Raw genomic sequence first — 22,678 nt, forward strand, 5'->3', positions numbered from 1 at the left:
CGGTACCGGCCCGGGGCACCCGCCGGCACCGGCGGGGCGGGAGCTGTCCGGCCCGGGGCACCCGCCGCACCGGCGGGGCGACAGCGGACCCGACGATCGGTCGGACCGGGATGAGTAGCAGGGTGACCTCGGGGAAGGAGGACGACATGGGGACCGATGCACAGCACGAGCGACCCGCAGGCAGCCCGGCGGCGGGCGTGGTGCACAGCCTGCACGAACGGCAGCAGACCCTGGCCACCGTCGAGTCCCTGACCGGCGGGCTGCTGGCCGCCGCGATCGTGGAGATCGCCGGGGTGAGCGCCGTCTACCGGGGCGGCCTGGTGACCTACGCCACGGAACTCAAGGCGCGGCTGGCCGACGTACCCGAGGACCTGCTGGCCGAACGCGGGCCGGTCGATCCGGACGTGGCCATCGCCCTGGCGGAGGGGGGCCGGCGGCGCTGCGCCGCCGACTGGGGGCTGTCGACCACCGGGGTGGCCGGTCCCGAGCCGCAGGACGGCAGGCCGGTCGGCCTGGTCTATGTCGCGGTGGCCGGGCCGGGCGGCCCGGTGGTCCGCCGGCTCGACCTCGACGGGGGTCGCGACCACATCCGCGCGGCGGCGGTGATCGAGGCGTTACGCCTGCTCGCGACGCGTATCCACAGGGCCTTTCCCGAGCCGGGGCCCGGCCCGCGCCCCGGGCCGGCGGCGGTGGTGCCCCCGGCCGGCGCGGGTCGGCGCTGACCGGCGTTGTCCAGATCCGACAGGCGGGGTGGGATGTCGCCGGGCCGACCAACGGGTACGGTTGCGGGAAGGCTCCGGCGTACGGCGTCGGCGGCGGCGCGGTCCATCGCGTCCGGCGCGGGCGACCATCCGCCCGGAGCGTGAAATCCCGTCAGGGGGAGGTGCGATGGTCCTGCTACGCCGGGTGATCGGTGACGCACTTCGGGCGCGCCGCCAGGGTCAGCACCGCACCCTGCGCGAGGTCTCCACCGCCGCCAACGTGAGCCTCGGTTACCTGTCCGAGATCGAGCGCGGCCAGAAGGAACCCTCCAGCGAGCTGCTCGCCGCCATCTGCGACGCGCTCGGCGCCCGCCTGTCCGAGTTGCTGCGTGAGGTGAGCGACACCGTGGCGCTGGCCGAGCAGCTTCCGGGCGTGCTCATGCCCGTGCAGGACGAGCCGGCCGCCGCCGGTCCGGCCGCCGGGGTGCGCAAGGCCACCGGGCGCGGCGTGCGCCAGGTGACCACCGATGGTGCGGTCGCCGTCTCGGTCCGCCAGGATTCCCCCCTCAAGGCCACCCTGCGCAGCGCCCGGGTCCGCCCGAGTGACCGTGACGTGGTCTGCGCCGCCTGACCCCGCCGTCCGTCCCGTGGCCGGGCTGGCCGACGCCGCGTAGTGTTGATCGCAGGCCGCCGGAGCACCCCGCGGTACGAACGGCCCTGCTGGCGTCCGCCTGCGACGATGGGGGAGCGCCGTGCGGCCCGCCCGGTCCCGGGTGTGGCCGGGGCGCAGCGACGCTACTGAGGGGATACCGCGGAGATGGCGAACCCGTTCGTCAAGGGCTGGAAGTACCTGATGGCGCTGTTCGGTGCCAAGATCGACGAGCACGCCGATCCCAAGGTGCAGATCCAGCAGGCCATCGAGGACGCGCAGCGTCAGCACCAGGCGCTGGTGCAGCAGGCGGCGGCGGTGATCGGCAACCAGCGGCAGCTGGAGATGAAGCTCTCCCGGCAGATGACCGAGGTCGAGCGGCTCCAGGGCAACGCCCGGCAGGCGCTGGTCCTCGCCGACCAGGCCCGCGCCAAGGGCGACGAGGCCGAGGCCGGCCGCTACGAGCAGTCCGCCCAGGTGCTCGCCACCCAGCTGGTCTCCGCCGAGCAGGCCACCGAGGACCTCAAGACCCTGCACGACCAGTCGCTCGGGGCTGCCGCGCAGGCCCGCCGCGCGGTCGAGAACAACTCCATGATCCTCCAGCAGAAGCTCGCCGAACGCACCAAGCTGCTCAGCCAGCTCGAACAGGCCAAGATGCAGGAGAGCGTGGCCCGGTCGCTGGAGTCGATGTCGTCGATGGCCGCGCCGGCCAACACCCCCTCGCTGGACGAGGTGCGGGACCGCATCGAGCGCCGCTACGCCAACGCGATGGGCCGCGCCGAGCTGGCCGGCAACTCCGTCGAGGGACGGATGCTGGAGATCCAGAAGTCGATGCTGGACAGCGCCGGGTCGTCCCGGCTGGAGCAGATCCGGGCCAGCATGGCCGGCGACCAGCTCGGCGGTCGGCAGGAGCAGCCGTCGGTGCAGCAGCAGGCCCAGCCGGCCGCCCCGACGGCCGACCCGGCCGCCGCCGCCCGGCTGGACGAGCTCCGGGCCAGCATGAGCCGCGACCGCGGCGTGGGGGACACCACCGCCGGCTGACCGCCGGCACGAGGAGGTACGGGTGGCCGACGAGCGAACGCGACACTTCCGTCGACTGGGCCGGCTGCGGCGCTCCGCCCGCCGGTGGAGCGTCCTGGCCGGTGGGCTCACCGGCGCGGCGGCGGTGCTGACCCCGTACGCCGGGCTGGGGTTGCCCGACGCGGCCTGGGCCGGCGCCGCGGGCAGCGCCGTCGCGCTGGCCGCCTGGCGCTGGATCGACCTGCGGGCGTTCGCGGCCCGCCCGGTGCCGCCCGCCCTCGACCCGGCCGAGGCCGCCGCCCGTTCCCGGGCCCGGCTGGTCGCCGCCGTCGAACGCCTCCCGGTGGGCCCCGGCGTGCTGGCCGAGGCCCGCCGGTTCCGCTCCCGGTTCGCGCTGCGCGGCACCTCCGCCGCGCAGTCGTGGGCCCGGCTGGACCGTGCCGCGCTCACCCTGGCCGGGATCGCGCCCCGGCTGACCGGCCTGGCCGAGCCGGCCGTGCTGGAGGCCGCCGCCGCCGACCGTTCGCTGCGCGACCTGGCCGACCGCACGGCCGGGGTGGAACGCGCCCTGCGGCTCGCCCCACCCGAGGCCCGGCCCCGGCTCGAAGAGGCCCACCGGGCCCTGCTCGACCAGTTGGCCGCCGGGGTGACCGCCTACGAGGGGCTGGTCGCCGCCGCGGCCGGCTACGTCGCCGAGGACGCCCACCCGGAGGTCGTCGCGGACCCGTCCGCCGCCCGCCTGATGGAGGCGACGGACCTGCTGCACGGCGTCGCCTCCGCCCTGGCCGAGCTGCGCGCCGTGGGCGAACCGCAACGCACCCCCACCCGCTGAGCGCCGCGCGGCAGGCCGGCCCGGCCTGCCGCGCGGCTGCCCACGACCGGACCGGGTGACCTCAGTCGGGTGTGTGGACCGGCAGCGGGCCGGTCCACGGTGAGCTGCCGACCACGTTGAACGCGCGGACCCGGTAGTGGTAGGTGACCCCCCGGGCCAGGCCGGTGTTGGTGAAGCTGCGGCCGGTCACGGTGAAGCTGGCCACCTCCCGGTCGAACGCCGGGTCCACCGCGCGCTGCACCACGAACCCGGCTCCCGGCCCGGTCGGGACGTCCGCCGTCCAGCTCACCGACACCGTCGCCGTGTCCGGCGCGGGGACGCCCACCGTCGCGGCGACCCTCGTCGGCAGCTCCGGCACCGGTGGGGTGGTCACCGTCGCCACCGTCGACCACGGAGACGCCGCACCGAGGTAGGTGGTCCGGACCCGGTAGTAGTACGTGGTGTCCGGGGCGACCGCCGGATCGAGGTGGTGGTCGGCCACCGGCACGGCGGTGGTGCCCGGACCGCTGGTGAAGGTCGGGTTGGTGGCCCGCTGCACGTCGAGCCCGGTGGCGAAGGAGCGGTTCACCCAGCGCAACGCCACCCGCAGCGGGGCCGCCGGTGGCACCGTCGCGGCCAGCCCGCCCGGCGCGGGCAGGCGTACCGACGCCGGGCTGCTGTTCGACCAGGCCGAGCAGCCGGCCGCGTTCTCGGCCCGGATGCGGTAGTGGTAGGTCACGCCGGGGGTGATGCTGGCGTCGGTGTACCGGGTCGCGGTCGCCGCCACGGTGATGGTGGTCAGGCCGGCGGTGAAACGGGCGTCGGTGGCCCGCTGGAGCAGGTGACCGGTGGCCGCCGGCCGGCTGCCGTTGCCCGTCCAGGCCAGCGCGATCGCCGGCAGCGCCGTCGCCGAGCCGGGCACCGGGGTAGCGGTCAGGCCGGTCGGCGCGCGGGGCGAGACCCGCAGCACCAGCGGCCGGCTCATGCCCAGGTCCCGCAGCCCGGCCGCGCCGCTTGCCCAGCGGAACTCCCAGCCCAGGTTGACCTGTTGGTTGACCACGATCGCCGGCCGGCCGTCGCAGGGGCTGACGCCGGTGGCGTCGAGGCGTACCCCGGCGGGTCGGGTCGGGTCGAGCAGCCGCAGGCTGTCGGCGACCTTGAACGGCAGCGGCGGCACCTCGGGCCGCAGCGCCACCACCACGTCCTCGGCCGGGTTGACCCGGACGGTCTGCTTCCAGCCCCGCTCCCCGCCGTCGGGGGCGCGGACCGTGCCGTCCCCGCCGATCCGGTTGACCACCTGCACGTCGCAGCCGTCGAAGCGGACCGGGTGGGTCTGCCGGCCGGTCCCGCTGATCCGCCACACCTGGATGCCGTCGGCCGGGTCGGCCGGCCCCACCGTCGGGTCGGCGGCGACGAGGATCTCGGTCGCCGGGTCGGTCGGGCCGAGCGGCAGGGTCACCGGACCCAGCGGGCCGGCCCCCGGATGGGGTACGCCGAGGCGGCCGGCCCACCGCCCGTACTCCGGCTCGAAGACGGTCCCCACGGTCTTGACCTGGATCGGCAGGGTGACCGGCGCGGTGCCGCCCGGCGGGGTGAAGGTGAGCGAGGTGGCCTGCGCCGAGACGGCCGTCGCCCGCCCGCCGGTGGTGCCGAACGCCCGGTCGTACACCGGGTGCGGCACCACCGGCGGTCGCTGGCTGGCGGCGTACGCGGCGGGCAGCCGCTCGGCCAGCCGGTCCAGGTCGTACCGGCGGCCGGGGGCGCCGGCCACCCGGAACTGGAGCACGGTACGGGTGTTCGGGCCGTACCCGGGCAGGGTGCCGGGGCCGCCGCCCGCGGCGCGCTGGTCCCCCGCGGCGGTGTGCCGGTCGTAGCGGGGGTCGAAGCCGGGCAGCGGGGCCGGACAGTCGTTGTAGAGCAGCACCGTCGCGCCGGGCGGCAGGGTGGAGAAGTCGACGATCACGTCGGCCCGTTCGCCGGGGGCGAGCAGCAGCGCGGCCGAGTCCACGTTGAGCACGGTGGGGTCGCGGCGGTCGTAGCGGTAGCCGACCGGCCGGTTGGGCAGCACCACCGGGGCGGGGAGCAGCCCGCACTCGTTACCGATCTGGATCATGGGCGGGCCGGCGGCGGCCGGGTCGGGCACCCCGCCGTCGCGTCCGTCGGTGGGCCAGTCGGCGGGCCGGCCGGGGGCGCGGACCGCGTCCACCATCGGCACCTCACCGGCGTCGGCGTCGGCGAGGCTCCCGTCGGCCTGCCACATCGGCCCGTCGGAGCAGGCCCGGTAGAGCTGCAGGTTGAGCGACCGGTCGGCGCAGCCGTTGACGATCCGGAACCGGTACGCCGTCGGCCGCACCCGCAGGTACGGGTAGGCGACCCCGTTGACCAGCATGGTGTCCCCGTACGCCTCGGGCACGGCGCTGGGGTGCGGCACCCCGGGGGCCTGCGGCGGCTCCTGCGGGGCGGCCACCGGGTCGTGGTGCGGGTTGTCCACCGGGCCGACCCGGGGCCCGTCCCCACCGTCGGTGCCGGGCAGCCACGGGCCGTAGTCCCAGCGGCCGGTGGGGTTGCGCCCGTGCTCCCGGTACGGGTCCTGCCGGGGCTGGTAGACGTGCGGGTGCCACAGGTTGCCCCGGGTGCCCCAGCGGTCCCGGTCCCAGGTGGGGTCCTCGGCGGCGAGTTGGGCGTCGTCGGGGACGAAGGTCCGGTCCTGGATCACCAGCGGGACCTGGTCGGCGGGGAGCACCCCGTCGGCGGTCAACTCCTCCTCGACCGGGTCGGTGAGCAGGTAGAGGGCGAACTGACCGGACAGGACGGTCAACCGGGACAGGCCGAGGGTGTTGTCGTGCAGGCACATCAGCCGACCGCTCTGCGCGTTCGGGTAGTAGAGCGTGGTGGCCCCCGCCCCGGGCGGCGGCATGTCCGGCACGTGGGTCAGGCCCGGTCCGGTCGGGTACGGGGTGATCTCCCCGGCCGGGGTCACCCACTGCCACGGGTTGCCGGCGCTGATCCACCCGGTGTGCGCGCCGGACAGGTGCGGCACGGCCCGGTTCTGCGGGTAGGGCGCCGGCCCCTCCAGCGGCCCCGCCCCGGCCCCGGGGAGGCTGGTGTCGACAGGCAGGAAGAGGTCCCCGGCCGGGCCGGTGGGGAGCTGGTTGATGAACTTGACCCGGACCGGTCGGCCCCGCCGCGCCATGATCAGCGGCCCGAGGTGGTACGGCCGCTCGGGTGGGGCGACGGTGTTGTGGCCGTCCGGGTCGGTGCCCAGGTTGAGCTGGCGGTAGCCGCGCAGCCGGGTGGTGGGCAGGTCCCGGTGCAGCCGCTGGGTGTACTCGACCAGCCCGATCTCGTAGTAGTCGCAGCCCGGCCAGCTCACCGTGTCCGGGGTGGCGACCGGCAGGTGTCCGCCCAGTTCGGTGCGGCCCGCCGGGCCGGGCAGCGGCAGCGCGTCGACGAACTTGCGCAGTCCGGTGCCGGTGACCACCCGGCCCTGCGGGTCGCGCACGGGCAGCGGGCTGCCGGCGAAGTTGGGCACCGGGCCGAAGCAGCGCGGCACGGCGGCCGGGTCGAGGGTCGCCGGGGCGGGATCGGGTTCGCCGGTGCGGGCGGCCGGCACGGTGGGCCGGTCGGGCCGGTGGAGGCGGACGACCCGGGTCGTCCAGGGCGGTCGCAGTCTGCGGAACAGGGTCATGGCTCTCCCCGGGCACGGGGACCCGCCGCCCCCACCCCGGCGTGGTGGGCGGTCGCGTCCGATGGTCACGAACGGTGAGCACTCCACCGCAGCATGCGACGTCGGCGACCGGATAGGAATTACCCATTCGTCCGTGTCTGCGGATTGTCCCGTCAGACGGGAGGGGTTCCCGGGTCGGCCGGTGGTGGCGCCGGCTGGCAGGTGGGGCACCAGTAGGTGACCCGGTCACCCAGGTCCTCCTTGGCGATGGCGGTACCGCAGCGGCGGCACGGCTGGGCCCGCCGGCCGTAGACGTAGCTGGTCTGGCCCCGGCGCAGCGAACCGGTGGTGCTCTGGGTCCACCGGCCCCGGTTGGCCGCGAGCAGCCGCTGGGCCAGGGCCACCGTGCCGGGCAGGTCGGGCACCGCGCCGACCGGCGTCCACGGGGAGATGCCGCGCAGGAACAGCAGTTCGCACTTGTAGAGGTTGCCCACCCCGGCCAGGTTGCGTTGGTCGAGCAGCGCCTCGCCGATGGTCACCCCGGGTGCGGCGGCCAGCCGGCGGACCGCCTCGGCCGGGTCCCAGTCGGTGCCGAGCAGGTCGGGGCCGAGGTGCCCGAGCAGGCGCTCCTCCTCGGCGGTGGGCAGCAGGGCCAACTCGTGCAGGTGGTAGCCGACCGCCACCGCCTCGGCGCTGCGTAGCACCGCCCGGATCAGGTGGGCCGGCCGGGCCGTCCAGCGTTCCCCCGGGGCGTACGCCCGCCAGACGCCGTCCATCCGCAGGTGGGAGTGGAGCGTCCAGGCGGTGGTGGACGTCACCGGGGCCGGTGCGGTCAGCCGCAGCAGCAGGTGCTTGCCCCGGCTGGCCGACTCCGTCACCGTCCAGCCGGTCAGGTCGGTGGCGGCCAGCGCGGGCACCCGGAAGTCGCTGCCGGTGAGCCGCGCGCCGGCGAGCGCGCGGTGCAGGACGCGGGCGGTGTTCCAGACGGTGTCTCCCTCGGGCACCCCAGCATTCTCCCTCGCCCGAACAGAATTCGCATGTATCGCTATTTGTAGCGTGCTTCCTGTCGATCTACGAAAAATTGCACTATAGGGTGGTCTTGAGGAGAATATTATGGCCTTTGGCCCCTGTCGTCCCCTGTCGTCCCTGTTGGTCGGTCTGCTGACCCTGACCCTGGCCGGTGGTCTCGTCCCGACCGCCGCGACCGCCGCACCCCGTACCCCCGGCCAGAGCACCGGCCACGCCGCCGCCCCGGCCGCACCCACCGGCGGGGAGCACTGGACCGTCGACCTCGCCGTGGCCGGCGGCGACGACGTCAACGTCCGCTTCGGTGCCGGCCTGCTGCGCCTCGCCGACCCGCACCCGGCCCGGCGCACCCGGCCCGCCGCCCTGGGCGCGCCGGTCGCCGAGGGGGTGCTGCTCGCCCCCGCGCGCACCCTCACCGGCCCGGCCAACCGGGTCCGCGTCGACCTCACCGCCGAGGCGGCCACCGGCGCCACCGTCGGCGTCCAGGTGCGCGGCTGGCGGGCCACCGGCTGGACCGAGTGGCGGGAGGCCGGCACCGGCCCGGCCGTCTTCGACAGCCCGGTCACCCGGGTCCAGGCCCGGGTGCTGCTCACCACCCGCGACCCGCACGCCGCCGCATCGGTACGCGCCGTGCGGCTCACCGCCGACACCGCCACCACCGCTGCCCCGGCCCCCACCGCCGTACGCAGCTACCGGGTCTTCGCCACCCGGGAGGGGGAGGTCGGCGGGGTCACCGCCAACGGGCACACGATCCGAACCCGGGACCACTTCGTCGCCCTGCCGTCCCGGCGTGGACTGTCCCCGATCGGCACCGGCGACTACACCGTGCGGGTCTGCACCACCAGCGGCAGCCGCTGCGAGTACGCACCCGTCTGGGACGTCGGCCCGTGGAACACCCGCGACGACTACTGGAACCCCGCCGCCGTCCGGGAGAACTGGAAGGACCTGCCGCAGGGGCGACCCGAGGCACAGGCCGCCTACCAGTACGGCTACCACGGCGGCAAGGACCAGTTCGGGCGTACCGTGCTGAACCCCGCCGGCATCGACCTCGCCGACGGCACCTTCTGGGACGGCCTGCTGCTCACCGACAACGCCTGGGTCGACGTGACGTACCTGTGGACCGGCAGCGGACCACGCGGCGTCATCGGCTCCGGGCCGCTCAACATCCGCACCGGCCCCGGCACCTCGTACCCGGTGCGGGGACTCGCCGCCACCCACGCCAACGTACCCATCCAGTGCTACGTCACCGGGCAGACGGTCGCCGGGACGTACCGGACCACCAACCGGTGGAACCGGCTGGCCGGTGGCCAGTACGTCAGCCACGCGTACGTGTCCACGGTGTACGGCGGCACCGTGTCCCGCTGCTGACCGGTCCGCCCCCCGACCCCGCCGGGTCGGGGGGCGGACCGGCTCAGGGCCGCTCGTCCGGGCGGGGCGGGCGGACCATGTCCTGGTAGCGGGGGTGGCTGGCGCCGTACACGGCGAAGTTCAGCCGGGCATGGGTGAGGCTCAGGTCACCGTTGGGACCGCCCCGCACCACGTCGGCATCGGCGTCGCCCTGGCCGTCGTCGGTCCAGAAACAGACCGGACAGGTGCCCCCACCCGTCCGGGACGCACAACAGGGACAGCCCACCGGAACCCACACTTCACCCACCGCAGCAGCATTCCACACCGGACGCCCGACAGGGAGCGCAGCTCACCCTCCGGGGCGTCCCCGCACCGTCACCGTCGCACCGGGGGCGACCCCGAGCAGGTCCACCGCCCGACCGCCGTTGCGGGCCACCGCCACCAGGCCGGCGGAGTCGACGAGCACCACCAGTTCCCCGGCCGGCACGTCCCCGAACGTCACGCCCCGCACCGCCGGGTGACCGTCGACCCGGACCGTGCCGGGCAACGCCGCCAGCAGGTCGGCGCCGGCGGCGAGCTGCACGTTGCCGAAGTGGTCCACGGTGAGCACCTCGGCGGTGAACCCGTCGGCCTCCCGACGCAGCACCGGCGCGGGCAGCGTCACCAGGTCGGCCGGATCGACGGGCGGGCCCGCGTCGGCCGGCGGGTCGCCGAGCGCCAGCCGGGCCGCCACCGGGGCGAACACGTCCCGGCCGTGGAAGGTGCCCGACACCTCCGCCGCCACCCACCCCGGCGAGGTCAACTCGACCGCCGCGGTGACCCCGCCCAACGCCTGCGCCGCCGCCGGCAGCAGCCCGTTGTCCGGCCCGACCAGCAGCCCGCCCGGCGTCACCAGCGCCACCCCGCGCCGGGCGGTGCCCACCCCCGGGTCCACCACCGCCACATGCACCCCGTACGGCAGGTACGGCACCGCCTGGGCGAGCACCGCCGCACCGCGCCGGACGTCCCCCGCCGGCACCAGGTGGGTCACGTCGATCACCCGGGCGGCCGGCGCGATCCGGCCGATCACCCCGTGGCAGACGGCGACGAACCCGTCGGTGAGCCCGTAGTCGGTGGTCAGCGAGATCCAGGGGGTCGGGGTCATGCCGGCAGGCTAGTGCGGTGACCGCCCTATCACTGACCGGACACCCCGATCGACCGACCGGCCGGTGCCGGGCGCGCACCCGGTTCGGCAGACTGCCGGGGTGACCAAACGCCTCCGCCTCCTGCCCGTGACCACCACCGTCCTGCTCGCGCTGGCCCTCGCCGGCTGCGGCGACGACCCCGGCGACGAACGCGACGGCGGGGCGTGGGCCGACGGCCGGTCGAAGGCCCCGGCCACCAGCGAGGCGCCCCCGGCCGAGGGTGCGCCGAAGGCCGAGAAGTCGGGCAGCACCCCCCGGGAGAGCCCCTCCACCCCGCCGTTCGTGCTGCCGACCAAGAAGACCAGCGCCCCCGCCGCCCGCAAGGTGGTCGACGCGTTCACGGCCGCCGGCCTCAAGGTGCCCGACCCGCGTGACCGTTCCAAGGACTGCGGCCCCAACGGTACGGGTGTCGGCTGCGCCCAACTGATGGTCACCGACGCCGTCTCGGTGTACGTCTTCCCCGACGAGGCGAGCGCCACCAACCAGACCGAGGTGTGGGGGACCAAGGCGTACCGGGCCGGTGCGGTGGTGCTCAACTACCTGGGCACCCGGACCAGCGCCGCCGAGCAGAAGCGCTACAACGACGTCCTGGCGAAGCTCGGCTGAGCCCGCCCGGCTCCGGCCGCCGCCGGTCGGGGCGACCCGGCCGCCGCCGGTCGGGGCGACCCGGCCGGCGACGCGGGGTGGCCCGGCCGGTCAGCCGCGCAGCCGCAGGCCCCGGGGGGTGGCCCGGAAACCGGCGGCGGTGAGCGCGTCGTGCAGCGGCGAGGAGTGCACCGCCCCGCCGTCGGCACGCTCCACCGACATCGCCCCCAACGCGCCGGAGTGCACCGCGTCGGCGAGCGCCTTACCGGCGGCGGCCAACGCGTCGGCGTCGTCGGTGAAGGAGAGGATCGTCCGGCCACCCCGCTCGACGTAGAGGGCCAGCCCGCCGCCGACCAGCACCACCACCGCCCCGGCCTTGCGCCCGGCCCGGTGCCCGCTGGCCGGGGCGGTGCCGTCACCGGAGTCGACGGCCCGCTCCGGCCACGGCAGCGCCGCGCCGTACGGGTTGGCCGGGTCGGTGGCGGCGAGCACCGTGGTCGGCCCGTCGCCGCGCCCGGAGTCGGCCGGCTCGGCCAGCGCCCGCAGCCGGTCCACCGCCCCGGGCACTGCGAACTGCGCCGCGCCCAGCCCCTCCACGAAGTAGCCGCGCCGGGCCGCGCCGCGTTCCTCCAGCGCGGCGAGCACCGGGTAGACGGCGGCGAACCCGCCCACCACCTGCTCGGCCACCACCGCGCCCCGGGTCACCACCCCGTGCCGGTCGAGCAGCAGGTCGGCCAGGGCGGCGGCCCGCCGGGTCGGATCGGTGTCCCGCTCCGGCAGCCGCGACCAGCGTCCGGCCACCGTGGGCGGACCGCCCCGGCTGGGCAGCGCCACCCGACCCGGGCGGCGGTACCGGGTCCGGGGGGCCGCCGGGCGGGACCGGTGCGCCCCGCCCGCGCCGAGCGCCGCCCGCAGCGGGGCCAGGGTGTCGTTGGTGAGCTGACCCGCCCAGACCAGATCCCAGATGGCCGCGCTCAGGGCGGCGTCGTCGGTGGAGCCCACCCGGTCGGCGAGGGAACGGAAGAACAGCGCCTGGCCGTCGGCGAGCGCGTCCAGCACGGCGTCGTGCAGCGGGGTGCCGGCGAAGCCGTCGTCCGGCGGGGGGAGCAGCAGCGGTGCGACGTCCGCGTACGCCAGGGTGATCCACCCGTCGCCGCCGGAGATCGCCCCCGAACCGGCCCAGACCACCTCACCGCCGGCACACAGCTCGTCGAGTTGGGCGGGGGAGTAGTCGGCGACCCGGGCGGGCAGCACCAGCCGTTCCCACGCCGACGCCGGCACCGCCGTGCCCTGCAACTGCTCGACGGCGGCGGCCACCGCCTCCACCCCGCGCGCCGACGAGCCGACCTGCTGCCAGCGGGGCAGGAAGCCGGCCAGCACGCGGGGCGGCACCGGCTCGATCTCCCGGCGCAGCGCGGCGAGCGACCGGCGGCGCAGCAGCCGCAGCACCTCGGCGTCGCACCACTGGGTGCCGACGCTGTCGGGGGCGAACTCGCCGGAGACCACCCGCCCGGTCGCGGCGAGCCGGCGCAACGCCTGCTCCACCACGAACACCCCGAGCCCGAACCGGGCGGCGCAGGTGGCGGCGGCGAACGGCCCGTGGGTGCGGGCGTACCGGGCGACCAGGTCGCCGAGCGGGTCGGCCACCGGCGTCAGGTACGCCTCGGCCACCCCCACCGGCAGCGCCACCCCGAGCGCGTCGCGCAGCCGGGCCGCGTCCTCGATGCCCACCCAGCGCTCCGCACCGGCGATGCGGACCCGCAGCACCCGGCGGGCCGCCGCCAGCTCGGTCAGCCAGCCCTCCGGTACGCCCCGCTCGGCAAGCTCCGCTGCGGTCAGGTCGCCGACGACCCGCAGCAGCTCGACCACGTCCTCGGCGTCGCGGGGGCGACGCTGCTCGGTGCGCCAGCGCACCTGCCGTTCGGTCTCGGCGAGCACCGCCGGATCGAGCAGCTCGCGCAGGTCGACCCGGCCGAGCAGCTCGCCGAGCAGCGCCGAGTCCAGCGCCAGCGCGGCGGCCCGGCGTTCGGCCAGCGGGGCGTCCCCCTCGTAGAGGAACGCGCCGACGTAGCCGAAGAGCAGCGACCTGGCGAACGGCGAGGGGCGTTCGCTCTCGACCTCGACCAGGCGGACCTTCCGGCTGGCCAGGTCGCGCATCAGCTCGGCCAGGGCGGGCTGGTCGAAGACGTCCTGCAGGCACTCCCGGGCGGCCTCCAGGGTGACCGGGAAGTCGGCGTACTCGCGGGCCACGTCGAGGAGCTGGGCGGCGCGTTGGCGTTGCTGCCACAGCGGCTGTCGGCGGCGCGGGTCCCGCCGGGGCAGCAGCAGCGAGCGGGCGGCGCACTCGCGGAACCGGGCGGCGAACAGCGCGGAGGTGCCCACCGAGTCCTCGACCAGCTGGGCGATCTCGTCGGGGGCGAACACCACCACGTCGGCGCCGGGCGGCTCGTCGGCGGTGTCCGGCAGCCGCACCACGATCCCGTCGTCGGAGGGCATGACCTGGGCGTCCACCCCGTAGCGTTCGGCCAGCCGGCGGCCGATCGCCAACGCCCAGGGGCCGTTGACCCGGGCCCCGAGCACGCTGTGCACGGCCAGCCGCCAGTCGCCCAGCTCGTCGCGGAACCGCTCCACCAGCACCGTGCGGTCGTCAGGCAGCGAGCGGGTGGCGGCCTGCTGTTCCCGCAGGTAGGCCAGCAGGTTGTCGGCCGCCCAGTCGTCCAGGCCACCGGCGCGCAGCGCGTCGCGGGCGGTGGCGTCGTCCTGGCGCAGCAACGCCCGGACCCGGCTGCCGATGGCCCGGCCCAGCTCGACCGGCCGGCCCAACTGGTCGCCCTTCCAGAAGGGCATCCGGGCTGCCTGGCCGGGCGCGGGGGAGACCAGCACCCGGTCGGGGGTGATCTCCTCGATCCGCCAGGACGACGAGCCGAGCAGGAAGACGTCGCCGACCCGGGACTCGTAGACCATCTCCTCGTCCAGCTCACCGACCCGGGCGGCGCGTTCCGCCCCGGCCAGGAAGACCCCGAACAGGCCCCGGTCGGGAATGGTGCCGCCGCTGGTGACGGCGAGGCGCTGGGCCCCCGGCCGGCCGGTGAGCACGTCGGTGGCCCGGTCCCAGACCAGCCGGGGACGCAGCTCGGCGAAGGCGGTCGACGGGTAGCGGCCGGAGAGCATGTCGAGCACCGCGTGCAACGCCGAGTCGGGCAGCTCGGCGAAGGGTGCGGCCCGGCGGACCAGCACCGCCAGGTCGCCGAGCGACCAGGGTTCGAGGGCGACCATGGCGACGATCTGCTGGGCGAGCACGTCGAGCGGGTTACGCGGGTAGTGCAGCTCCTCGATCGCGCCGGCCGCCATCCGCTCGGCGACCACCGTGCAGGAGAGCAGGTCGCCCCGGTGCTTGGGGAACACCACGCCCCGGGACACCGCGCCCACCTGGTGCCCGGCGCGGCCGACCCGTTGCAGGCCGGCCGCGACGCTCGGCGGGGCCTCGATCTGCACCACCAGGTCGACCGCGCCCATGTCGATGCCCAACTCCAGGCTGGAGGTGGCGACCACGGCGGGCAGCCGGCCGGACTTGAGCGCCTCCTCGATCTGCTTGCGTTCCTCCCGGGAGACGCTGCCGTGGTGGGCACGGGCGATCACCGCCTCCGCGCCGGCCGCCGTGCCCGACTGGGCCATCGCCTCGGCCGGCGGGCGGGGTGTCCGCAACGGCCCCACCGGGCCGCCCCACCGCTGTGCCCTGCCCGGCTCGTCGGCCCTGCCCGGCTCGTCCGCCCCGCCCGGCCCGTCGCCTGCTCCGCCCGGCCCGTCGGCTCTGCCCGGCCCGTCGCCCGTCCCGGCGGGCGGGGTGGCTCCGGCGGCTTCCCGTTCCTCGGTGGCCAGCTCGTTGAGCCGGGCGCAGAGCCGCTCGGCGCTGCGCCGCGAGTTGGTGAACACGATGGTCGAGCGGTGCGCCCGGATCAGCGCGAAGACCCGTTCCTCGACGGCCGGCCAGATGGACGCCCGGCGGGGGCCGGGGCCGCCGGGAGCGTCGTCCGGCGGCTGCTCGGTCTCGTCGAGCCGGGTCATGTCCTCCACCGGGACCTGGACGCTCACCTCGATCGTCTTGGGGGTGGCCGGCTGGACCACGTCGACCGGGCGGGCGCCGCCGAGGAAGCGGGCGCACGCGTCGATCGGCCGGACGGTGGCGGACAGGCCGATCCGCTGGGCGGGCCGGGCCAGCAGCCCGTCGAGGCGTTCCAGGGAGAGCGCCAGGTGGGCGCCGCGCTTGGTGCCGGCGACGGCGTGCACCTCGTCGAGGATGACCGTCTCGACACCGCGCAGTGATTCCCGGGCGGCGGAGGTGAGCAGCAGGAACAACGATTCGGGGGTGGTGATGAGGATGTCCGGCGGGGTGCGGGCGAAGGCCCGCCGCTCGTCGGCCGGGGTGTCGCCGGTACGCATGCCGACGGTGATGTCCGGTGGCGTCACGCCGAGCCGGGTGGCGGCCTGCCGGATGCCGGCGAGCGGGGCGCGGAGGTTGCGTTCGACATCGACCGCGAGCGCCTTGAGCGGGCTGACGTAGAGCACCCGGCAGCGGTGCCGGGCGTCGTCCGGGGGCGGCGCGTCGGCCAGCCGGTCGAGCGACCAGAGGAACGCCGCGAGGGTCTTGCCCGAGCCGGTGGGCGCGACCACCAGGGCGTTGCGGCCGGCGGCGATCGAGCGCCAGGCGCCGGTCTGGGCGGCGGTGGGAGCGGCGAAGGCGGCGGTGAACCACTCCCGGGTGGCCGGACCGAACCCGGCCGGGACCGTCGCTCCGCCCGTCGCGTCCTCCTGCCCCGTCGCGTCCTCCTGCCCCCTCGCGTTCTTCCGCCCCGTCACGTCCCCATCCTGCCCCGGCGGTGTGACATTCCGCCGGAGCCGCCGGTGTTCTATCCAACTAAGAGCAAATTGCACGCTGATTGTACGTTTTACTACTTAAGTCTTACTTAACTGCTTGCTTGTGGCCCACAACATAAAGTAACTTCTCCCGGAACGCCGCACCAGGTGAAAGGAATCGGATGTTCGTCGAGGAGCGTGGCCCGACGCCCGGCACCGACGTGCTCATCCGCAAGGTCGAAGGTCACCTCACCGCCCTGCGGACCAGTCTGCGCGGCCCCGAGCTGGCGCTCGCCGAGCGGCTCGCCGACAGCCTGCGGGAGTTGGTCGTCTCCACCGCGCAGTCCAGCGCCGCCGACCGGGGGCAGGTGCGGGTCGCCGTGCACTACTTCGTGCTCCGCCGGGAGAGTCGCGGCGCCATGCTGCCGGTGCGCTCGCTCGCCGTCGCCCAGCGGGTGGTCGACAAGGTCGCCCTCCAGCTCGGCCGCCCCGACCTGCTCGTCGAGCCCCGGCGTGCCCTGACGCCCGCGCTTCCCGGTGGTGACACGGTCACCGGCTGACAGGACGATTTCCCCGAAAACGCCCCATAGGGGGCGGAACTGGCGTGTGATCGGTGCTGGCCGGACAACTCGCCCGGCGCGCGCCGCCAGTTCGACGGGGAGGACGCGTGCTCGTACTGCTGCTCCTCCACCTGGTGGCGGCGCTCGTCGCGCCGCTGCTGGTCCGCTGGTGGGGCCCACGCGCCTGCTACCCGCTGGCGCTGGTGCCCGCCGCCGCCCTCGGCTGGGCGCTGACCCGCACCCCGGCCGTCCACGACGGCGGCGCGGTCGTCGAGACGTACCACTGGATCGGCCAGCTCGACCTCGACGTGGCGTTGCGGATGACGACGCTGTCCTGGCTGATGACCCTGCTGGTCGGTGGGGTCGGCGCGCTCGTCCTGGTCTACTGCGGCAGGTACTTCGCGCCCGGCGCGGCGGGCCTGCCCCGGTTCGTCGCGGTGCTGGTCGCCTTCGCCGGGGCCATGCTCGGCCTGGTCCTCTCCGACGACCTGCTGCTGCTCTACGTCTTCTGGGAACTCACCACCGTCTTCTCCTACCTGCTCATCGGGCACAGCACCGAGCGCCGCTCCAGCCGCTGGGCGGCGGCCCAGGCGCTCACCGTCACCACCCTCGGCGGCCTGGCCATGCTGCTCGGCTTCCTGATCCTCGGCGGGCACGCCGGCAGCTACCGCTGGTCGGAGATCGCCGCCGCGCCACTGCCCGGCGGCGGGACGCTGGTCGCCGCGGTGCTGTTGATCCTGACCGGCGCGCTGGCCAAGTCGGCGATCGTGCCGTTCAACGGCTGGCTGCCGGTGGCGATGGCCGCACCCACCCCGGTCAGCGCCTACCTGCACGCGGCGGCGATGGTCAAGGCCGGTGTCTACCTGATCGGCCTGCTCGCCCCGGTGCTCGCCGACACCGGCCCGTGGCGGCCGGTTCTGCTCACCCTCGGCCTGGTCACCATGCTCGCCGGCGGCTGGGCGGCGCTGCGCCAGTGCGACCTGAAACTGCTGCTGGCCTACGGCACGGTCAGCCAGCTTGGCCTGCTGACCGTGACGATCGGTACGGGCAGCGCCGACGCCGCGCTCGCCGGGGTCGCGATGCTGCTCGCCCACGCCCTGTTCAAGGCCGCCCTGTTCCTCGTCGTCGGCATCATCGACCACGACGTCGGCACCCGCGACCTGCGGGAACTCTCCGGTCTCGGCCGCCGGGCCCCGGAGTTGGCGGTGATCGCCACGCTCGCCGCCGCGTCGATGGCGGGCGTGCCGCCGCTGCTCGGCTTCGTCGCCAAGGAGGCGGTCTTCACCGCCCTGGCCACCCGTCCGGTGGTGCTCGTCGGGCTGGTCCTGGGCACCGTGCTCACCGTCGCCTACAGCATCCGCTTCCTCTGGGGCGCCTTCGCCACCCGCCCCGGGGTCGCCGAGGCCGCACCGGAGCCGGTCCCGTGGCCGATGCTCGCCCCACCCGCCCTGCTCGCGACAGCCGGGCTGGTCGCCGGCCCGGCCGCCGCCGCGCTGAACGGCCTGCTCGACCCGTACGCGGAACTCTTCGGCCCGCCGCACGACACGCTCGCCCTCTGGCACGGCCTGACCCCCGCCCTCGGCCTGTCCGCGCTGGCCCTGGCCGGCGGGGCCGTGCTGCACGCGGTGCGCGGCCCGCTCGCCCCGGCGCTGGCCCGGTGGAAGCTGCCGTTCACCGGCAACCAGGGGTACGAGTGGGTCACCCACCGGTTCGACCGGCTCGCCATCGAGGTCACCGGGGCCACCCAGCGCGGCTCGCTGCCGCTGTACCTGGGCACCGTCCTGCTGGCCCTGGTGCTGGTGCCGGGCGCGGCCCTGCTCAGCACCAGCCCGTGGCGGACCCGGCTCGCGGTCTGGGACAGCCCGCTGCAACTGGTGGTGGGACTGGTCATCGGGGTCGCGGCGCTCTTCGCGGTCAACGCCCGACGGCGGCTGACCGCGATGCTGCTGGTCGGGGTGACCGGCTACGGCACCGCCATGCTGTTCGTCCTCTACGGGGCACCCGACCTGGCGCTGACCCAGTTCCTGGTGGAGACCGCCACCATCGCCGTGTTCGTGCTGGTGCTGCGCCGGTTGCCGGAACGGTTCTCGGCCCGGCCGCTGCGCCGCAGCCGGTGGGCCCGCCGGGTGCTCGGCGTCGCCGTGGGCGTGGTGCTGGCCGGGCTGGCGCTGGTCGCGTCCGGGGCCCGGACCGCCGTGTCCATCTCGACCGCCTTCCCGGTGCTCGCCGTCGCCGAGGGGCACGGCCGCAACGTGGTCAACGTGACCCTGGTGGACATCCGGGCCTGGGACACCATGGGCGAGCTGTCGGTGCTGGTGGTGGCCGCCACCGGGGTGGCCAGCCTGATCTTCGAGCGGTCCCGCACCGGGCCGCGACCGCGTCGGGTGGAACCCGCCACCGCCGGCCACGGCGACCGACCGGTGTGGCTGCGCGGCGGGACCACCCTGCACGCGCGCCGCCGGTCCATCGTCTTCGAGGTGGTGACCCGGCTGCTGTTCCACACGATCGTGCTCTTCTCGCTGTTCCTGCTCTTCTCCGGCCACAACGCGCCAGGCGGCGGCTTCGCCGGTGGCCTCGTGGCGAGCCTGGCGCTGGCCGTGCGCTACCTCGCCGGTGGCCGGTACGAACTGGCCGAGGCGGCCCCGGTGGGGGCGGGCACGGTGCTCGGCGCGGGCCTGGCGATCGCCGTCGGCGGGGGCGTGGTCTCCCTGCTGACCACCGGCACCGTGCTCGCGAGCACCCGGGTCGACCTGCCGCTGCCCGGCCTCGGCGGGCCGTACCTGGTCACCTCGCTCTTCTTCGACATCGGCGTCTACCTGATCGTGGTGGGGCTGATGCTGGACATCCTGCGCAGTCTCGGCGCCGAGATCGACAGGCACATCGAGGCGGCCGGCAAGTCCGACCGGGGGCTCGTCGTCGACCACGAGGGGGACCGGCGGTGAGGGACGGCGGGGCGGGCCCGACGCTGGTGCTGGTGATCGCCGTGGGCGTGCTCACCGCCACCGGGGTGACCCTGCTGCTGGAGCGCAGCCTCACCCGCATCCTGCTCGGCGTCATCCTGCTCGGCAACGGGGTGAACCTGCTCATCCTGGTCGGTGGTCGCTCCGGCGGTGCGCCGGTGGTGGGCGCCGGCCCGGACGACGCGATGAGCGACGCGCTGCCGCAGGCGATGGTGCTCACCGCCATCGTGATCACCTTCGGGCTGACCGCCTTCCTCGCCGCCGTGGCGTACCGGAGCTGGTATCTCGGCGGCGACGACGAGGTCCAGGACGACGTGGAGGACCAGCAGATCGTCGCGCTCGCCGCCCGCAACGAGGTGCCCAACGCCGACCTCGGCGGCGAGGGGCCCGGCGACGACCCCGAACAGGTGGACCCGGAACCGCCCCGCCGACCGGGCGGCATCCGGTGAACCGCCTCGTGCCGCTGCCGGTGGTGGTGCCGCTGCTCGGGGCCGCCCTCACCCTGATCCTGGTCAGCCGGCCCCGGTTGCAGCGCACCGTCAGCGTGGTCGCCCTCGCCACCAACCTGGTGGTCGCGGTGCTGCTGCTGGTGCGGGCCCACCGGGACGGGCCGGTGGTGACCGAGGTGGGCGGCTGGCCCGCGCCGGTCGGCATCGTGCTGGTCGCCGACCAGCTCGCCGCGTTGATGCTGGTGGTCTCGTCGGCGGTCACGCTCTGCGTGCTGTTCTACTCCATCGGCCAGGGCCGCGCCGAGACCAGCGAGTCCGCGCCGGTGAGCATCTACCACCCCACCTACCTGGTGCTGACCGCCGGGATCACCAACGCGTTCCTCGCCGGTGACCTGTTCAACCTCTTCGTCGGGTTCGAGATCCTGCTCGCGGCGAGCTTCGTGCTGATCACCCTGGGCGGTACCGAGACCCGCATCCGCACCGGTTCGACGTACGTCGTGGTCAGCATCCTCTCCTCGATGATCTTCCTGACCGCCGTGGGACTGGTGTACGCGGCCACCGGCACCCTCAACATGGCGCAGCTCGCCGGCCGGCTCGACGCCCTGCCCGACGGCGTACGGCTGGCGTTGCAGTTGACGCTGCTGCTCGCCTTCGGCATCAAGGCGGCGCTCTTCCCGCTGTCCGCCTGGCTGCCGGACAGCTACCCGACCGCCCCGGCACCGGTCACCGCCGTCTTCGCGGGCCTGCTCACCAAGGTCGGCGTCTACGCGATCATCCGGACCGAGACGCTGCTCTTCCCCGGCGGTGCGGCGTCCACCCTGCTGATGGTGGCGGCCGGACTGACCATGGTGGTCGGCGTGCTCGGCGCGGTCGCCCAGTCGGACATGAAGCGGCTCTTCTCGTTCACCCTGGTCAGCCACATCGGCTACATGATCTTCGGGGTGGCGTTGGGCACCACCGCCGCGCTCTCCGGCGCGATCTTCTACGTGGTGCACCACATCACCATCCAGACCACCCTGTTCCTGGTCGCCGGCCTGGTCGAGGAGCGGGCCGGCAGCACCGACCTGCGCCGGCTCGGCGGGCTGGCCCGGATCGCCCCGCTGCTGGCGGTGCTCTACTTCGTCCCCGCGATGAACCTGGCCGGCATCCCCCCGTTCTCCGGCTTCCTCGGCAAGGTCGGCCTGCTCGAGGCCGGGGTGGCACACGGTGGCGTGCTGCCCTGGGCGCTGGTCGTCGCCGGCACGCTGACCAGCCTGCTCACCCTCTACGCCGCCTCCCGGGTGTGGAACATCGCGTTCTGGCGGGCCCCGCGGCTCGCCACCGCCGACCCGGTTCCCCGGCTGCCCGCGCTGATGATCGGGGCGACCGCCGCCCTGGTGGTGCTGGGGCTGGCCCTCACCGTCGCCGCCGGCCCGCTGTTCCAGGTCACCGCCGACGCCGCCGACGACCTGCGACTGCGTACCCCGTACGTGCGGGCCGTCCTGCCCGGCGGCCCGTCGTGACCGGCCGGACGCGTCGCCGGGCCGGTACGCCGCCGCGTACGGGACGCCGCCGCGACCAGCTCATCGCCCTCGGCTGGCTGGTCCTGGTCTGGAACCTGCTCTGGGGGAACTTCTCCCCGGCCAATCTGCTCGCCGGCCTGGTGGTCGGCGGGGCGGTGCTGGTGTTCTTCCCGCTCCCACCGGTCTCCTTCGGGGGTCGGCTGCGGCCCCGGGCGCTGCTCCGGCTCGCCGGGGGGTTCGTCGTCGAGCTGGTCAGCGCCAGCATCCACGTCGCCGCCATCGCCGTACGCCCCGGCTTCCGCCCGCGCGGCGCGATCATCGGGGTGCGGCTGCGGGTCCGCACCGACCTGAACCTGGCGCTCACCGCCGAGCTGCTCTCCCTGGTGCCGGGCACCCTGATCGTCGAGGTCGACCGGGATGCCGGCGTCCTCTACGTGCACGTGCTCGACGTGCGGTCCCCGGCCGACCTGACCGGCAGCCGCGACCGCATCCTCGCCGTCGAGGAACGGATCGTGCGGGCCGTCGGCTCCGCCGCCGAGCTGCGGCAGCTCACCACCGAACCCACGGAGGCCCCGTGACCGTCGTCCTCGCCGTCGTCCTGACCGTGCTGCTGTCGACCACCGCCCTGCTGGCGCTGGCCCGGATCTACCGGGGCCCGTCGCTGCTGGACCGGGTCATCGCCGCCGACCTGCTGCTCGCCACCATGCTCGGCGCGGTCGGCGCGGAGGCGGCGGTGAACCGGCACGCCACCACGCTGCCGGTGCTGGTGGTGCTCTCCCTACTCGGCTTCGTCGGCTCGGTCGCCCTGGTCCGCTTCGCCGCCCGGGAGGAGCCGTGACCCGGCCCGTCCCGGGGTCGGGCCGTCATCCCGGGCCCGGCCACGACCGGGTGCCGGTCCGCCACCGCACGCCGGGTCGACGCCTGATGCCGGGTCCCGGCCGGATCGCGCCGGTTCCGGCCGGGGGAGGGCGGCCGTGAGCGTGGGTACGGTGATCGACTGGCTGGGCGCCGTCGCCCTCGTCTCCGGGGCGCTGCTCAGCCTCGCCGCCGGGATCGGCGTGCTGCGCTTCCCGGACGTGCTGGACCGGATGCACGCCGCCACCAAACCGCAGGTGCTCGGGGTGCTGCTGTTGCTGCTGGGGCTGGTGCTGCGGCTGCGTACCGCGGCCGACCTGGGCATGATCCTGCTGGTCGGGGTCTTCCAGCTGGCCACCGCCCCGGTGGCCGCCCAGATGATCGGCCGGGCCGCCTACCGGTCCGGCCGGGTCGACCGCAGCCTGCTCGACGTCGACGAGCTGGCCGGGGACCCGCCCCGCGCCCCTGACTAACGCGACGAGCAGGAACTTTGCGCCCACCCTCAGCG

18 protein-coding genes are annotated in these 22,678 nt (G+C 75.4%); 13 read left to right on the forward strand and 5 right to left on the reverse strand.

Annotated features, from left to right (window positions below):
• Nucleotides 1-146: 146 nt before the first annotated feature.
• The 4 genes from ACN261_RS16735 to pspM all read left to right on the forward strand — a co-directional run bounded on the left by ACN261_RS16735 (nucleotide 147) and on the right by pspM (nucleotide 3,202).
• Entirely contained in the window at nucleotides 147-722 is a 576-nt protein-coding gene (locus ACN261_RS16735; RefSeq protein WP_420118093.1) for a CinA family protein, read from the forward strand.
• A gap of 166 nt (nucleotides 723-888) precedes the next feature.
• A complete protein-coding gene (locus ACN261_RS16740; protein ID WP_145918449.1) occupies nucleotides 889-1,332 on the forward strand; it encodes a helix-turn-helix domain-containing protein in 444 nt (147 codons plus the stop codon).
• A 186-nt stretch (nucleotides 1,333-1,518) separates the two neighbouring features.
• On the forward strand, nucleotides 1,519-2,391 hold the full coding sequence (locus tag ACN261_RS16745) for a PspA/IM30 family protein (RefSeq protein ID WP_425850964.1): 873 nt from the start codon (nucleotides 1,519-1,521) through the stop codon (nucleotides 2,389-2,391).
• Nucleotides 2,392-2,413: 22 nt separating this feature from the next.
• Nucleotides 2,414-3,202 carry a phage shock envelope stress response protein PspM gene (gene pspM / locus ACN261_RS16750; protein ID WP_421486280.1) on the forward strand — a complete coding sequence of 263 codons (789 nt, stop codon included), beginning with the start codon at nucleotides 2,414-2,416 and terminating at the stop codon, nucleotides 3,200-3,202.
• 61 nt (nucleotides 3,203-3,263) lie between these two features.
• On the opposite strand, the gene ACN261_RS16755 is transcribed toward pspM, so the two are convergent.
• The gene (locus tag ACN261_RS16755) at nucleotides 3,264-6,869 is read right to left on the reverse strand and encodes a fibronectin type III domain-containing protein (RefSeq protein ID WP_425850966.1); all 3,606 of its coding nucleotides are present in this window, start codon (nucleotides 6,867-6,869) and stop codon (nucleotides 3,264-3,266) included.
• Nucleotides 6,870-7,021: 152 nt separating this feature from the next.
• A complete protein-coding gene (locus ACN261_RS16760; protein WP_421486284.1) occupies nucleotides 7,022-7,852 on the reverse strand; it encodes a DNA-formamidopyrimidine glycosylase family protein in 831 nt (276 codons plus the stop codon).
• Between the two features lie 109 nt (nucleotides 7,853-7,961).
• Between ACN261_RS16760 and ACN261_RS16765 the strand changes: the two genes are divergently transcribed.
• Complete coding sequence (locus ACN261_RS16765) at nucleotides 7,962-9,242, forward strand: hypothetical protein (protein ID WP_425850969.1); 1,281 nt, start codon at nucleotides 7,962-7,964, stop codon at nucleotides 9,240-9,242.
• Between the two features lie 43 nt (nucleotides 9,243-9,285).
• Here the strand turns inward: ACN261_RS16765 and ACN261_RS16770 are convergent, their stop codons facing one another.
• Both ACN261_RS16770 and ACN261_RS16775 read right to left on the reverse strand, forming a co-directional pair.
• The gene (locus tag ACN261_RS16770) at nucleotides 9,286-9,528 is read right to left on the reverse strand and encodes a CPCC family cysteine-rich protein (RefSeq protein ID WP_088645607.1); all 243 of its coding nucleotides are present in this window, start codon (nucleotides 9,526-9,528) and stop codon (nucleotides 9,286-9,288) included.
• 42 nt (nucleotides 9,529-9,570) lie between these two features.
• Nucleotides 9,571-10,365 (reverse strand): SAM hydrolase/SAM-dependent halogenase family protein, encoded by a 795-nt coding sequence (locus ACN261_RS16775; RefSeq protein ID WP_421486287.1) that lies wholly within the window; start codon nucleotides 10,363-10,365, stop codon nucleotides 9,571-9,573.
• 100 nt (nucleotides 10,366-10,465) lie between these two features.
• Between ACN261_RS16775 and ACN261_RS16780 the strand changes: the two genes are divergently transcribed.
• Nucleotides 10,466-11,011 carry a hypothetical protein gene (locus ACN261_RS16780; RefSeq protein ID WP_421486288.1) on the forward strand — a complete coding sequence of 182 codons (546 nt, stop codon included), beginning with the start codon at nucleotides 10,466-10,468 and terminating at the stop codon, nucleotides 11,009-11,011.
• A 90-nt stretch (nucleotides 11,012-11,101) separates the two neighbouring features.
• Here the strand turns inward: ACN261_RS16780 and ACN261_RS16785 are convergent, their stop codons facing one another.
• Nucleotides 11,102-15,847, reverse strand: a complete 4,746-nt coding sequence (locus ACN261_RS16785) for an Lhr family helicase (RefSeq protein WP_425850971.1) — start codon at nucleotides 15,845-15,847, stop codon at nucleotides 11,102-11,104.
• 179 nt (nucleotides 15,848-16,026) lie between these two features.
• Between ACN261_RS16785 and ACN261_RS16790 the strand changes: the two genes are divergently transcribed.
• The 7 genes from ACN261_RS16790 to mnhG all read left to right on the forward strand — a co-directional run bounded on the left by ACN261_RS16790 (nucleotide 16,027) and on the right by mnhG (nucleotide 22,643).
• Nucleotides 16,027-16,404: a hypothetical protein gene (locus tag ACN261_RS16790; protein WP_363652117.1), complete on the forward strand. Its 378-nt coding sequence runs from the start codon at nucleotides 16,027-16,029 to the stop codon at nucleotides 16,402-16,404.
• Between the two features lie 107 nt (nucleotides 16,405-16,511).
• Nucleotides 16,512-19,346 (forward strand): Na+/H+ antiporter subunit A, encoded by a 2,835-nt coding sequence (locus ACN261_RS16795; RefSeq protein WP_425850973.1) that lies wholly within the window; start codon nucleotides 16,512-16,514, stop codon nucleotides 19,344-19,346.
• Complete coding sequence (locus ACN261_RS16800; RefSeq protein WP_204923923.1) at nucleotides 19,343-19,813, forward strand: Na(+)/H(+) antiporter subunit C; 471 nt, start codon at nucleotides 19,343-19,345, stop codon at nucleotides 19,811-19,813. The genes ACN261_RS16795 and ACN261_RS16800 overlap by 4 nt, the downstream gene beginning before the upstream one ends.
• Nucleotides 19,810-21,315, forward strand: a complete 1,506-nt coding sequence (locus ACN261_RS16805; protein ID WP_425850975.1) for a Na+/H+ antiporter subunit D — start codon at nucleotides 19,810-19,812, stop codon at nucleotides 21,313-21,315. Before ACN261_RS16800 ends, ACN261_RS16805 begins: the two co-directional genes overlap by 4 nt.
• A complete protein-coding gene (locus ACN261_RS16810) occupies nucleotides 21,312-21,893 on the forward strand; it encodes a Na+/H+ antiporter subunit E (protein WP_421486294.1) in 582 nt (193 codons plus the stop codon). Before ACN261_RS16805 ends, ACN261_RS16810 begins: the two co-directional genes overlap by 4 nt.
• A complete protein-coding gene (locus ACN261_RS16815) occupies nucleotides 21,890-22,153 on the forward strand; it encodes a monovalent cation/H+ antiporter complex subunit F (protein ID WP_204923926.1) in 264 nt (87 codons plus the stop codon). Before ACN261_RS16810 ends, ACN261_RS16815 begins: the two co-directional genes overlap by 4 nt.
• Nucleotides 22,154-22,295: 142 nt before the next feature.
• Nucleotides 22,296-22,643, forward strand: a complete 348-nt coding sequence (gene mnhG / locus ACN261_RS16820) for a monovalent cation/H(+) antiporter subunit G (protein ID WP_425853612.1) — start codon at nucleotides 22,296-22,298, stop codon at nucleotides 22,641-22,643.
• The last annotated feature ends 35 nt before the right edge of the window (nucleotides 22,644-22,678 follow it).

Source organism: Micromonospora sp. WMMD723 (genome assembly GCF_049863385.1).
In the GTDB taxonomy this organism is placed as follows: domain Bacteria; phylum Actinomycetota; class Actinomycetes; order Mycobacteriales; family Micromonosporaceae; genus Micromonospora; species Micromonospora wenchangensis.

What these genes read in the sequence shown, in the direction of transcription:
- ACN261_RS16735 (WP_420118093.1), top strand. Translation starts at nt 147, where the DNA reads ATGGGGACCGATGCACAGCACGAGCGACCCGCAGGCAGCCCGGCGGCG.
- ACN261_RS16740 (WP_145918449.1), top strand. Translation starts at nt 889, where the DNA reads ATGGTCCTGCTACGCCGGGTGATCGGTGACGCACTTCGGGCGCGCCGC.
- ACN261_RS16745 (WP_425850964.1), top strand. Translation starts at nt 1,519, where the DNA reads ATGGCGAACCCGTTCGTCAAGGGCTGGAAGTACCTGATGGCGCTGTTC.
- ACN261_RS16755 (WP_425850966.1), bottom strand. Translation starts at nt 6,869, where the DNA reads ATGACCCTGTTCCGCAGACTGCGACCGCCCTGGACGACCCGGGTCGTC.
- ACN261_RS16765 (WP_425850969.1), top strand. Translation starts at nt 7,962, where the DNA reads ATGGCCTTTGGCCCCTGTCGTCCCCTGTCGTCCCTGTTGGTCGGTCTG.
- ACN261_RS16775 (WP_421486287.1), bottom strand. Translation starts at nt 10,365, where the DNA reads ATGACCCCGACCCCCTGGATCTCGCTGACCACCGACTACGGGCTCACC.
- ACN261_RS16790 (WP_363652117.1), top strand. Translation starts at nt 16,027, where the DNA reads ATGTTCGTCGAGGAGCGTGGCCCGACGCCCGGCACCGACGTGCTCATC.